The organism is Arthrobacter sp. NPDC058192 (assembly GCF_042883665.1).
Lineage (GTDB): Bacteria > Actinomycetota > Actinomycetes > Actinomycetales > Micrococcaceae > Arthrobacter.
Genome location: NZ_JBHVVJ010000031.1, coordinates 1 through 13,025, shown reverse-complemented (window position 1 = coordinate 13,025; position 13,025 = coordinate 1). Strand labels below are relative to the sequence as shown.

Annotated in this window: 12 protein-coding genes; 11 read left to right on the top strand and 1 reads right to left on the bottom strand. The window is 63.1% G+C overall.

The window, feature by feature from the left end; all coding sequences use genetic code 11:
- Positions 1 to 232 precede the first annotated feature (232 nt).
- The 10 genes from ACFVVK_RS20320 (at position 233) to ACFVVK_RS20275 (ending at position 9,425) form a co-directional block, all read left to right on the top strand.
- Complete coding sequence (locus ACFVVK_RS20320) at positions 233 to 1,114, top strand: aldo/keto reductase (RefSeq protein WP_390271282.1); 882 nt, start codon at positions 233 to 235, stop codon at positions 1,112 to 1,114.
- Positions 1,115 to 1,988: 874 nt separating this feature from the next.
- Positions 1,989 to 2,267: a hypothetical protein gene (locus tag ACFVVK_RS20315; RefSeq protein WP_390271279.1), complete on the top strand. Its 279-nt coding sequence runs from the start codon at positions 1,989 to 1,991 to the stop codon at positions 2,265 to 2,267.
- A 217-nt stretch (positions 2,268 to 2,484) separates the two neighbouring features.
- On the top strand, positions 2,485 to 2,679 hold the full coding sequence (locus tag ACFVVK_RS20310) for a hypothetical protein (protein ID WP_390271276.1): 195 nt from the start codon (positions 2,485 to 2,487) through the stop codon (positions 2,677 to 2,679).
- A 360-nt stretch (positions 2,680 to 3,039) separates the two neighbouring features.
- The gene (locus ACFVVK_RS20305; protein ID WP_390271273.1) at positions 3,040 to 4,407 is read left to right on the top strand and encodes a ferric reductase-like transmembrane domain-containing protein; all 1,368 of its coding nucleotides are present in this window, start codon (positions 3,040 to 3,042) and stop codon (positions 4,405 to 4,407) included.
- Positions 4,408 to 4,690: 283 nt separating this feature from the next.
- Complete coding sequence (locus tag ACFVVK_RS20300; RefSeq protein ID WP_390271270.1) at positions 4,691 to 4,927, top strand: hypothetical protein; 237 nt, start codon at positions 4,691 to 4,693, stop codon at positions 4,925 to 4,927.
- 54 nt (positions 4,928 to 4,981) lie between these two features.
- Complete coding sequence (locus tag ACFVVK_RS20295) at positions 4,982 to 5,539, top strand: transposase (RefSeq protein WP_390271267.1); 558 nt, start codon at positions 4,982 to 4,984, stop codon at positions 5,537 to 5,539.
- Between the two features lie 155 nt (positions 5,540 to 5,694).
- Complete coding sequence (locus ACFVVK_RS20290; RefSeq protein WP_390271265.1) at positions 5,695 to 6,450, top strand: hypothetical protein; 756 nt, start codon at positions 5,695 to 5,697, stop codon at positions 6,448 to 6,450.
- A gap of 174 nt (positions 6,451 to 6,624) precedes the next feature.
- Positions 6,625 to 6,756 carry a hypothetical protein gene (locus ACFVVK_RS20285; protein WP_390271262.1) on the top strand — a complete coding sequence of 44 codons (132 nt, stop codon included), beginning with the start codon at positions 6,625 to 6,627 and terminating at the stop codon, positions 6,754 to 6,756.
- A gap of 61 nt (positions 6,757 to 6,817) precedes the next feature.
- Positions 6,818 to 7,306, top strand: a complete 489-nt coding sequence (locus ACFVVK_RS20280) for an endonuclease domain-containing protein (RefSeq protein ID WP_390271259.1) — start codon at positions 6,818 to 6,820, stop codon at positions 7,304 to 7,306.
- Positions 7,307 to 8,450: 1,144 nt separating this feature from the next.
- Positions 8,451 to 9,425, top strand: coding sequence for a squalene cyclase (locus tag ACFVVK_RS20275; RefSeq protein WP_390271256.1), 975 nt, complete (start codon positions 8,451 to 8,453; stop codon positions 9,423 to 9,425).
- A 745-nt stretch (positions 9,426 to 10,170) separates the two neighbouring features.
- Here the strand turns inward: ACFVVK_RS20275 and ACFVVK_RS20270 are convergent.
- Positions 10,171 to 10,416 carry a hypothetical protein gene (locus ACFVVK_RS20270; protein WP_390271253.1) on the bottom strand — a complete coding sequence of 82 codons (246 nt, stop codon included), beginning with the start codon at positions 10,414 to 10,416 and terminating at the stop codon, positions 10,171 to 10,173.
- Between the two features lie 1,291 nt (positions 10,417 to 11,707).
- Between ACFVVK_RS20270 and ACFVVK_RS20265 the strand changes: the two genes are divergently transcribed.
- Positions 11,708 to 12,910 carry an ROK family protein gene (locus tag ACFVVK_RS20265; protein ID WP_390271250.1) on the top strand — a complete coding sequence of 401 codons (1,203 nt, stop codon included), beginning with the start codon at positions 11,708 to 11,710 and terminating at the stop codon, positions 12,908 to 12,910.
- Positions 12,911 to 13,025: the final 115 nt, after the last annotated feature.

Genomic DNA, 13,025 nt, shown 5'->3' with positions numbered 1-13,025 from the left:
ATCATCGCCCCTGTTATCTCGGTCGTGGACTCTGACACGGCCGTCTCCTTTCGGATCAGGCCGGACCTTCACACACCGTTATTCAGACAGTCCCCTTGCTGGGAGGTAACGCGAGACCGCTCAACTTTGAGCACCGGGCCCAGCCGGTTGAGGATACTTACAAGTAGGTATCGTCTCGCGTGCAAGAAGTTCAATGCACCATAGGTGCGGGCGGTAATTAGATTAGGAGTGAATGCAGTTGGAGCGAAGGCCGTTTGGTGAGACTTCTTTGAGCGTCTCCGTCGTCGGGCTAGGTGCCGGTCAAATTGGTGAAAAAGATGTCACCGAAGCCGAAGCGGCCGAGGTGCTCAACGGAGCACTGGATCTCGGAATAACGCTGATCGATACCGCCGCGAGTTACGGGCTGAGTGAAGAGCGTATCGGTCAGCACCTCGGTCGCCGTCGGGACGAGTTCGTGTTGTCAACCAAAGGCGGACCCAGGATCGACGGTCAACCGGATTGGTCGCCAGGCAGCGTATCGGCCGGTATCGAGCGGTCATTGCGCCTGACCCAGTCTGAACGGATCGACATCTTCTATCTGCACTCCTGCCCTATCGAGATTCTGCGGCGTGGTGACCTGCAGGACACCCTGGACAAGGCCGTCGCCGCTGGCAAGGTCGGCGTTGCCGGCTACAGCGGCGACAACGAGGCTCTCGCTTTCGCTGTGGATTCCGGCCGGTTCGGTGCCATCGAAACCAGTGTCAACATAGCTGATCAGTGGAATCTCAGACACGTCCTCGGCCGGCGCCCCGAAATGGGAGTGATCGCCAAGCGCCCGATCGCGAATGCGCCGTGGCGGTTCGCGGATCGGCCTGCCGGGCATTATGCAGAGCTCTATTGGGAACGGCTCCAGACTCTCGACCTTGACCCAGGCGACAGGGATTGGCCAGAGTTCGCCTTGCGCTTCACGGCGTACGCGCCCGGTGTGCACACCGCAATTGTCGGCACAGCCAAGATGGCCCATCTGCGCCGGAACATCACGGCCGTCAGCAGAGGTCCACTTGAGGCTGCAGCTCTGGAAAGCATCGACCGCGCTTGGCGCGATGTTGGCACCGACTGGCCGGCTTCTACCTAGTGGGCCAGAGCCCCTGGCGGGCCCCTACCAAATTGAAGTACACCCCATCCTGACGTCGGGGCGGCCTGGCAGGGGTGGACTCGGACTGTCGACGGAGCTCCGGCTTGTTTCCAGGCAACCGCAGAGCCGCAAGAGATGTCATCGCCGGCCCCTGCTCCAAGGAATCTCTATAAAGTCCAGATTCTTTGGCTGGGCTTTATCGATGATTCTCGAGCTATCGCACCCCGGTTTCCCGTCCCTCGGACTGTCAGGATGAGTTCTGAGAACGTCATGAGCCAGTGTCAGTAAAGCGGAATTTCGCGCTATTCTGACGCCGGCGCAGATCTACGGCTCGGACTTCGCGGACCAGATGAGGACGGCAGTTCGGCACCTCCAAGTTGCCCCGTTTGCCCATCTTCCCAGTAAAACGGGACTCTACGGCGAGGCGACCGCGAGAAACTTTGATGGGCGCGGCGTGTAGCGGCCACTGCTAGGCTTTCTGCTCCCTCGAGCATAACCCGATGACTACCTGACGGAATCCTTATTATCGGCGTTCAAACAACGCGAGTAGAAGTAGCTGTCAGAACCCGTCGTCGCGCGGTTCAAGGCGTTTGCGCAAGCCCCGCGTGCTTCGAGAAGCGGATGCCCAGGGCAGCTGACCCCGGACGATACGGACACATGGAAGTAAGCAATCCTCACACAGAAAAATCCATCGATAAGCCTCACAGTTTGTGCACAGCAGGGCAAAAGTGCTCGGACAGGGTCCCCTCCGAAGATAGGAACAGCTTCGAAACCGGAGTGGAACTAGCAAGGAGCAAATTGTGAACAGAGTCCGGAAATTGCGGCAGGTGCCACCCTGGTCGGCGCTCTCATCGGCGGCGGCGCCCTTACCGCCATGGCTCTGCCTGCCAACGCTGCCACCGCAACTGTGGTGTTCGACGGGTCAAACTCTGTGAAGGAAACGGAACCGACCGGGGACACGGCAACCAAGGTCCGGCAGGCTGTACTGGCCGCGAACGCCGGCGCCACCGTCGACCGCATGGAAACCGAGGGCGACGGCAGCGCCGCTTACGAAGCCCACATCACCAAAACCGACGGCAGCCACGCGACGGTCAAACTCGACGCCAACTTCACCATCACTGCCACCGAAGCCGGAGGCAACGGCGGGCACTGATCTGCCGCACTGTTTCGGGCGGCGCTGCTGCGTCCGCAGCCATCGCTTGAAGGAACACCTGATGATCATCCACCGCGCCACTCCTGAGCCTGGTGAACCCACTGTCGTTCCGGTCCGCCGGTGGTCCCCGGCGCCGCCGGGACGAGGATCTCCGTTAGCCCCCACAATTTCCACCGCAGCACAGCGGTGACCGAACACAACTCCAAGGAGGACACTGATGATCGCCTACCGCCCTGTGGCCCCGCTGACGACCGGCCGCCCCGGCCTTGTGTCTGCGTTCGCCGCCATGGCCTTGACCGCGGTGCTAGGCACCATGTGGCAGGTCTCGAATGAACCCTCAGCAGCACCGGAGAAAACCGCGGAACCTGCGGGAAACACGTACCCCGTCGCGGCTGGCTGGCCCCGGCCGTGAGTACCGCGGCCCCTGCGCGTACGAGACGCGGAGCAGCGTGGGGTCAATCAAGCGGCGGACCCCAGATGTGGTTCTGGCTCCGACGCGCCTTATCCGCCACGGTCATCGGTGCTGCCGTTATCACCGGTGTGCAGCTCGGTGTGAACGCGCCGGTGGTCTCACCCGTGCAGCCGACCACTGTCTCTGTTGCAGCAACCACGAACGGTTCATCCGCACTTACCGCACCTAACCCACCGGCAATACACGCCGCCGGAAGAAACGGGACGGCCCACGGCCACGACAAGGGAGGCCGCTGAGCAACCCCCATCAAAACAATAAATGGGCGATCGCAACCGCCCTGTTCCTCGAAGAAAGAAGACGATGACCCTATTGGCCGGGCGTCAACAAGACCAAGCAACGCAGTCCGATCTGCCCGCGGTTACTGCCCCGCAGACCGTCACCCCGTACATGGCCCTCGGGCTGATCACGGCCGGCGCCGCCGTAGTCACCGCGTTGGCCGGCATCAGTGCCCCCCTACCGCTGCGGTTCAACCTGCCCCTCCTGGCCCACACCTCCGGCCTGCTCTCCGGATACGGCGTTACGGTGATGGTCGCCCTAATGTCCCGTGCCCCTGCCCTGGAACGGGGAATCGGTGCCGACCGACTGGCACGCTGGCACGGTAAAGGCGGCAGGATCATCTTCTCCCTGATCCTCATCCACGGTATTGCCGCAACCGTGACCTGGGCAATGGTTCAAGGCACCTCGCTCTGGGTTGCGACCATCAACCTGCTGACCATGCCGGGACTTATCGCGGCCACAGCAGGAACGGTGATCTTTCTGTCCGTTGGTATCATTTCGGCGCGAAGCGTGCGCCGAAAGCTAAGCTACGAGACCTGGCACGTCCTTCACCTGCTGACCTACCTGGCGATCGCCTTGTCCTTCTCCCACGAACTCGCCGGCCCCGACCTGGCCGGCTTCCCCCTGGTTCAGGTGGCATGGAGCCTGCTCTACACGCTCAGCTTCGGACTGATCCTGCGATACCGGGTCCTGGCCCCGCTCACACAGCTATGGCGACACCGGCTGCGGGTCGACTCTGTCGTCGATGAGGGAGCCCGAACCGCCAGCATCATCCTTCGCGGCCGGCACCTCAACGAGCTCAACGCCGAATCTGGACAATTTTTCCGCTGGAGATTCCTGACAAGTGCCACGTGGCGGTCGTCCCATCCCTTCTCACTCTCCGCCCCGCCCCACCATGAGTTTCTGCGCATAACCGTCAAAGCGGTCGGCGACGGAACCCGGCTAATCCACTCCCTGCGGCCAGGAACAAGAGTCCTCGCCGCCGGCCCATACGGTGCCATGACGAAAGAACGACGCCAAGGCCGCGGAGCCCTCCTGATAGGCGGCGGGGTCGGCATCACCCCGATGCGCGCCCTCTTCGAGACACTGCCAGTCGGCGGAAATGAACTGACCCTGCTATACCGGGCATCCTCCGCAGACGAGATACTCTTCCGCGACGAGCTCGAACATATCGCCCGGCACCGCGGAGCGCAGCTGATCTTCCTGATCGGACCGTCGTCAGACCCCCGGAACGCGATAACCGCCCAAAGCCTCAGGGTCATGGTCCCGGACCTGCCGGCCCGCGACGTCTACATCTGCGCATCCCCCCGGTTCTCCGCCGCCGCGACAACGGCCCTGACACAGGCTGGCCTGCCACGGCAACAACTCCACCATGAGGAATTCAACTTCTAACTACGGTCCCGTGAAAGACAGTTAGCCGCAACGCAACTCAGGTACACCCCAGCCTGACGCCAGGCAGAGGGTGTCAGCGCGTCAGATTGCGCTCAGTTTCTTCCATTTCTGACACTCTCGCTAGGAAACCATATACCCCAAAGTGAGGCTCGAGCGCCCGCAACTAGCGCTCGATAAAAACACACGTAAGTGTGGACACTGTCCACACCCTCTTTGGCAGGACAAACTAACGGACACGGCGCCACAACCGGGCGACCGCTACGCTAGCCGCAGAAGGAACACGATGAGCATCGAGGAAGCCCGGGCGCGGGAGAGGCGATGGGCCTACGCAGCCGTCGTCCTCTACTTGGTCGCGATAATCCTTGGCATCGGCGGTTTCGTGCTGGCCGTAACGGGGCACACGCCGCCGGGAATATTGGCAGGTGCGGGGGCTTTCGTGTCAGTCATCTTTTCCTTCCTCGCGGGCCGGGCGTCGATCAAATGGCTGAAGCTCGCAGACCGGCTGGAAGGTAGGCCATAACGGCCACCGCCACCCCGCGCGAGGCGGCGATCCTCTATCGCCGCCGCGCTCTCGGTGCTGATCGAGATCAAGAACCGCGGCGTCGAGGACGACTGCATTACGGTCTGCGACGGGTTGAAGGGCCTGCCGGAAGCGATCACCACCGTCTGGGACCGCGTCGTCGTTCAAACCTGCCTCGTGCGCCTTCCGCTACGCGGCCCGGCAGTACCCGAACGACATGTCCCGGGACTTGCGCCCGGTCTACACACACCTTCGGAGGCCGCAGCGAAGGAGCAGTTCGTGGAGTTCTCGACCAAATGGGGCCAGCAACATAAAGGAGCATGCCGTGCCTTCCGAGCCCTCACGTCGCAGCCATTGACGAAGAGGCGCAGGCCAAGTGCATCGAGTACCAGGAATACGTCGACTACGAAGATCGATCCCGACAAGCGGGAGACGCCGGGCGACATCGCCGAGTACGCCGGCATCGGCGGCACACTGTTGGGTGGCCGCCCCGCTGAACACCGCGGAGGTAAACGGGCACGGCAGCGCACGTATCCCCCGATTCCCCGTTCGGAGTCCCACACGCGGCAGACGTCGCGCCCAGAAAAACCAAAGGTTGAATGCCTACGATGAGTCAGGAGGGGTCCAGACCCAGGCCCCTTTGCATGGGGCGGGCTACCCGCCTTTCGCCCTCACCGACGAGATGTTATTCCGGAGTTCGAGCCCTGGATCTCGCTACTTGATCGGTCGAAGCGCAGTAGCCCCAGGCGGGAAGGAATCCGGGGAGCATGCCTCTCACCCACAACGTCGACTGGGACGGGCGTCTGGAATCCTTCAGGGGCAGGGACACGCCGCTCTACGTGAAGGCCGCTGCGGCCGTCGCGACGGCCTGTGCCCTCTGCGGCCAGCCGCTGCAGCCCGGCGAACCGCTGTCGCTGAGCGTGGAAATCATAGAGAGCACCGCGCCGAATGGAACGGAACACGTCATCTTCAGCGACTCTGTCTGCCATCGGCACTGCCGCGAACCAGACCTGGCCGTACGCAGGGCTGTCTGGGCTCCCACGCGTCTGACACCGACCGCCGCCCACATAACGTTCACCCGGGAACCAGGTGCCGCCAGTCCCGGCGTTAGCGTTGCAGCCCTTGCATACACGCTCGCCCCCGTCGTCGAATTCCGCGAAGCAGACGGCGAACTGACCTCCGCTCTGGTATCGCTATTGCTTTCCAACGGCTTTCAGCTGGCCATGGACCCGGCCTACACCGAGATGCTGAATCATGCCAGAGAGTTGGGCGACGGCTGCAGTCTCACCGTGACGGGGGCCGCATTCCTCACGCTAAATATCGGCGGGGAAACCGTCTACGCCGAGCAACTCAACCCGGAGACCCGCGCTAATGCCAGATGGATGGAGGCAGCACGCAAAGGAAACGTCCTGGTCATCAGTGGAGACAACCTGGTCATTACCGAACACGGGCTCGACGTTGCCGCAGCCGCGCAGCTGGGCACGCTGGTCATCGGTTTTGTCCCCTTTAGAAACCTGACGTAAAGCCGGGTCACCGGAATCCGCCCTTACGGGGCAATTGCATTTAGAACTTGTACCGCCTGGTCATTGACGGCTACCTGAAGGGTCGGGACTTTGACCGCAGCTATTCGCTGCGGTCGGTGGCTTCTCTTTTGACCACTCCCACCCGGACCGATCCTTGACCTTACAATACCGACCATGTTTGTTGTTGCCACCGAAGGCAAGACGCCCGGCTACATCCGCGACCTCTACGCCCGGTTGCCGGAAAGCCGGCACCGTCTGCTCACGGCGCAGGGAAGTGTGTATTGGATGAATCCCCACCTTTATTAGGCTGCTGAGCTGGTGCACGGCTGGGGTCGCCGGGGAATGAGCAGGCCCGCGGACCACGAGGATGCACCTGTGGGTCCTGGTTACCTGCCATCCTGGTCGGGGCGGCCTGATCAAAGCCTTCGTGGAACACGACCAGATGAACGTCGCATCCGGCGTTTCAAAAGCGCACTCGTCTAGGGAGAGAACGGCGGGCGGGCCATCGATGAGAGCGGCCAGACAGTCCCCGCACGAGTGGGGCTTTGCCCAGGGCTGTGCGCTCGACGCTCTCAACGGTCTGGACGTCCACCGGTGTCCCACGACCCCAGATGATGTGAGGGCTGCGGCCAGTTCTGCGCGGAGCTGCTTGAGGGGGTCGTTCTTTGCCGGGCCGGCGAGGAGCACGCGCAGCGCGGAGGGTACGGGCGAACGGCTCCGTCTCGACCACTGCCACGCGACCCGGAAGATGCGCGGTCTGCTCTCCCGGAACTGCAATACGGGACTGGTCCGCTTCAAGACTGACAGTGGGTCACTTATATCTAAAACAGCCATTCTTTCCGCGAAGGGCAAGTGATGCGGGATGGGGTCGGTTTGAATATGGCCAAAAAGTCCTCTGGTCATCGTGGTGCTGGGGCAGCACCTCGCCAGCAGCTTGGCATCATGACTACGTACCGTCTCTCAGTCCTGAGTAGCTGCAATACCACTTTTCGAGTGCTAACTACTCAAATGAAATTGGCACAGCTGGGAAACACTGAGAACTCGTTGGGCAAAGCCAGAGACACGACCGACCTACAACGACCATGGGAGGGCAAGTACAAATGCCGGACTTGAGCGCGAATGAGAAAACTCGAGAGGCCGCAGCGAAGGCGGCGCTGGAAGCCGCAGAATCGTCCCGGAACAACTGGAAGGCACTCTGGGCGCGCGCAACATACCTGCGAGCCATCTCCTCTTCGGTAGCCACCCCTCGGTATCCCATGAACGTGACGGGAGCAGCGAGAGCGCTGGGAAAGCCAGTGGCCAGTGCCTGATCGTGCCACGTACCATGTCCACCAAAATGATCGAGGGAGCCGACGGAGAGCTCGAGAGTGACGCTCACGGGCAGATCGTACTGTCCCGGGCCGACCGCGAATTCATCCTGGAAAAAGCGGAGGCTGCCGGAACAATCCGCGGCCACCCATCGGAATACGAGTTCTTTGACACAGCACCCTTGCCTGATACCAGCCGAGCGTCGGCTGGAAAGCGTGCCGCAACTGCCCCCGATGACGTTTGAACGGTCATGGCTAAAGGCGGCAGGGCCGGCACGTGCGTGCCGGCCCTTCTATCAGTCCCCGAGAGACTGGTCAGCCGTTGCGGCCGGCCAGTCTCTTGCTGTGTCCGGGGGCGAGAGTGAACATATGGCACGATGACGTTAATCCGGGCCGTAGCCGCCGCGACCAGCTTGCGCGGCAGCGCACATCGGCCGGACGGGGCGTCGCTGAGTTGATTCAGGTAGTCGGGGGCATGCCCTCTGCCGCACGGGAATTGGAGTCTATGCCCGACGTCCGGGAAGACGACGGCCCGGTGTTGGCGGGCCGCCGGCAGGGCGGAGGCGTCCTACCGCTCCACGCAGCGGGACCGGGTGCCGCTCGCCGGCTCCTCCTCCGTTGACCCCTTGGGGTGGCCGTTTGTCCTCGGGAAATGCCGTCGACTTCCGCCTCACTGCCCGGTAGCCTCTCGCTATGACGATCGACCCGGCAGTTCTCGGCTGGATGCTCGACTCCGATCCGGCCCTGCGCTGGCAGGTTGAACGTGACCTCGCCTGCTCGCCGCGCGAGCAGTGGGAGGCAACCCGGGCCCGCGTACGGACCGAGGGATTCGGAGCGGCGCTACTGGCACGGCAGGATCCCGACGGCCAGTGGGCGGGCGGGGCGTTTTTCCCAAAAGACTTCGACTTCAACGGCCCCGAAGCGGCCGAGGGGGCGGGGCAGCCGTGGACCGCGACCACGTGGTCGCTTAACACCCTCCGCGACTGGGGTCTCGAGGCGACAGCACTGGGCGGCACGGCGGCCCTGCTCGCGGTCAACAGCCGCTGGGAGTACGAGGACCTTGCATACTGGGGCGGCGAGGTTGACTGCTGCATCAACGCCTACACGCTCGCCAACGGCGCGTGGCTGGGGGCGGATGTCTCCGGACTGGCCCAGTGGTTCGTGGATCACCGCCTGGCCGACGGCGGTTGGAACTGTGAGTGGGTCGAGGGCTCGACCCGCTCATCGTTCCATTCCACGCTCAACTCCCTGAAGGGCCTGCTGTACTACGAGGCGGCGACCGGCAGCAGTCCCGCGCAGGGCGCGGCCCGTCACGCCGGTGAGGAGTATCTGCTCGAACGCCGGCTACTGTATACGCTCTCCACAGGCGCGTCCGTCGGTCCGTGGGCGACTCGGTCCGCGTATCCGTTCCGCTGGTTCTACAGCGCACTCAACGCGGCCGACTACTTCCGGGCGGCCGCTCAGCACGAGGGCACCGGGCCGGACCAGCGGCTCGCCGACGCGATCGAGGTCATAATTGCCGCCCGACGCCCTGACGGCACCTGGCTGCAGGAGCGCCGTCACCCCGGGCGGGTGTGGTTCGAGGTCGACGTACCGGCCGGCAAGCCGTCCAAGTGGCTCACCTTCTACGCCACACGCGTGCTCCAATGGTGGGAGGGCCACAGCTGACGTCGGGACAAGCTGCGACTATTGGGAGGACTTGCAGCAAGGGATATCGACACTACGTTCAGTCCAAGCTGAAGCTTGATGAAAAACTGGTCGAGAGAGTTGCCCTCTTTGACCGGAACGAATCGAAAGCGGCCCCCGCGGACACCGAGAGGGCAACGAGGATGCAAGCGCAGAGTAAAAGCGATATTTCCATCAGGATCACCTTCGCATGCGGATCAAAGCTGCGTCTTTAAGGGGATCCCTCACCGGACGCTACTGAGCAGCCACAACCACGTTCACGAGCCGCGAAGTTCAGCAGCGGGCCCACGCACCAGCGCAGTACGCAGCCGACTGACCGCGTGCGATGAGGCCTCGCCGACATCCTGGAACGACCCCATCCCCCGTTGGTTCAAGGTGAGAGCATTCCGCGTTGCGTCAAGCAGAACGCGCGGGTCAGCGATACCGATAAATTGTTCCTCGATCCAGTCGGCAACTTCTTGTCGCGGCTTGTTGCGCTCTGCACGGGCCACAGCACGCAGCCCGCGACTGCGGCGATTACCTCGTCTCGGATAACTTCCACGTTGTGCTGATAGCGACTCATCCACAAATCCTCTGTAGTTGCCAAGCCCTTTTGCCAGAACGGTTTGTGAGCGATTCGGCCATCATCGGACGTGGCGAAGGCGCCGCTGGCTCAGGATGGAAGACAGTCGTGTGCGGTGGTGGCGTTCGCGGTTCTCTGTGGTTCTTTGGTGAGAGGCCTCGGGGCTCAGGGGAGTATTCCGTTGACGATGGAGACGGCTCGAGTCACACCTGCTACCCCCAGAACGATGCCGACGCCAAGGGACACGATTCCGGCCACTACGAAAACTCTGGGATTCGTGTCGCCCCTGGCCGATTTTCTTAGGGATGCAAACATGCCGTAACTCAGGCCGAGCAGGATCGCGGCGACTGAGACAAGAAAGAGTGACACGCCGTCTATGTTGCCGACAATTTCGTTCCACATGTCTTCCACGGCTGTGTTCCTCTCGCGATGGCAGCTCCCCAGCCCTGTCGCGGTGTACGGCCATCCTACGTCGCGAGCCAAGCGGCGCGAAAGGTTCTGACTCATGGCGGCTGACGGCTCCGCCACCGCCGTTGTCCGCATCGCTGGGCTGGACCTTCAGGGAGGAAGCAGCAGCGAGCATGTCGGCGCTGACCGATTCGCTACCTCTCCCCGAGGAACGGCAACGCTGACAATCACCCGCTCTCTGATCGCGGTCCGCCGACGTCACCCATGGCTGCACCGAGCACACACGAACGTCGTCATGATCTCAAACGCAGCAGCGACCGTCTTGCGCACGGCTGCGCCCACCGAATCGAAGGGCCGCGCAGGGCGGACGCCGATGGCGCCGCGGAGCACGCACCGAATTTGGCGACGAGTTTCTTCCTCTTCTGACACTCTCGCTAGGGCCCATATACATCCACCTGACGCTCGAATGCCGGCTACTAGCGCCCGATAAAAGCAGACGTAGGCGTGGACAGTGTCCACACCCCCTTTGGCAGTACAAGCTTGTACGCTAGACCCCCAGAGGGCGGGAGCGGCCTTCCAAGAATCCTTCCGCACCAAAATCGCTTTCATCATGTCGTAGCCGCATCGCAGCCCCATGAATAGGTGTAGGCCACCCCGGCCCACCCGAAAGAACCGGAACGAGGAACCGCAGCAACCCAGTCATAGCAGGCGGAAGGCCCACCACCCAGGGACTTGAACCCGCCACCCCACACACCTGAATAGGCCACCGCGGCGGTCAGGCCACGGCCCGCGAATCAACCCGTCAGAGCGACGCGACCACAAGCTTTGTCAACACGTCAAAGCAAAATCGCCTCTGACGAGGGAAAACGTCGTGCCCGAGGTGGGACTCGAACTACATTCCCGGCCTTTCAAACACTGGGAGCCCGCGGAAACATGCGGAATCCGGGGCCAGTCCGGCCCCGGTACGACCCGATCCGAAGCCCAAAGTGTGTACTTTGTACACACCCAAATTGGCCGCTTCAACGCTCTCAGTCCAACGACCGCACCCCGCAACAAAGGGGTGCGGTCCTTCTTTGTCCTGACAGATTTTGCCCGGCCCGAAGAACTTCTGCGGCTTCAACGCATCCTCTGTCCCGAGGTACTGGGTCACGCACCGTTAAGACGCGCCAGTCACTTTGCAATAACCCGAACCTGGAGTCGGCTGACAGGGCGAATGCGGCGACTCGCCTCGAATAAATTCGACTCACGAACACAAACGCGCCTAGCATTGTGGAGATGCCGAAAGGAGGTGGCCATGGCTTCCAGCTCAACGCTCCGCCACATTAACCAGGCCCGGGTACTTGACGCCCTGAGGACATATGGTCCCCGTTCACGTGTCGGGCTCTCGGAACTTTTGGGACTGCAGCGGTCGACCATCACGGTCATCACGGGTGCACTCATTGACGACGGTCTAGTCCGCGAGGTGCACGCCGACGGGCCCGCGACGAAAGGCGCCGGCCGTCCCCGCGTCATACTGGAATTGTGCCCGGAGGGCGCATACTTCGCCGGTTTGGACCTCGGCAACGAGACCTCCACCGCCATCGTTGTTGACCTCAGTGGTTCCGAAGTGGGGCGGGCGTCAGCGGCCACCGACCGCACGGATCCGGCTGCCGCGGAACGGACCCTGCTCGAACTGCTGGAGACTGTGCTGGCAGAGCACGCGGGCGTGCGCGCCCGTTTGCAGGGCATCGGCGTCACCGTGCCCGGCACTGTCGTGGACGGCAAGATCCGGCGGGCTCCGATCCTCGGCTGGCGGCATGTCACTTTCGGCGACGTCATAGGCCGCGAAACTGGCCTGCCGGTTTCGATCGACAACGATGCCAACGCTGCAGCGATCAGCGAGGCGCAGTTCGGAATCGGCCGCGACAGCAGCGACCTCCTTTACGTCGTGCTGGATAGCGGCGTCGGTTCCGGCCTGGTCCTGGACCGCCGGATCTACCGTGGCAGCCTCGGCCAGGTCGGCGAGGTTGGCCACATCCGGATCCCCCGAGGCGACGGTTCACCGGCAGCCGAATGGCCGAGCGTGGAAGACGTCATCGGCATTTCGGGCCTCCGGGAAAGCTACACCGCCCTGGGGGGAACGGCTCCGGATTTCGACGGCTTTCTGCAGGACCTGGCAGCGCGCGGCGAGGCGGCCGCCAGCGCCGCAGCCGAATGGCAACGGCACCTCGCGTGGTTCACATCGACTCTGGTGTGGATGCTGTCCCCCCAGCTGGTGGTGTTTGGCGGGCGAGCATCTGCCATCCTCAGCGATGACGAGGCGATGTCGGCTGTTGTTGGTGGCACCGAGGCAGACCCGGACCGGACGCAGTTCGCCGTCTCCGCCTTTGGGGCCGATGCCATAGCCATGGGAGCCGCGGCGCTTCCCATGAACGAGTTCTTCTCGCTTCCCGCGTTGCGTCCGGAGCAGGCGCCTGCGTACGGACGCACCGGGGCCTCAACCGGCTCTACCGCCTGAGGCGCGGGTGCGCGGCCCCCCCCCACGGCCCGGGCACCCCCCCCCGGGGGGGTTTGGCGGGCCGGGCGGTGTGGGGCAGGTCCGCCCCTTTATAACCGGCATACCCTGCCCCAGC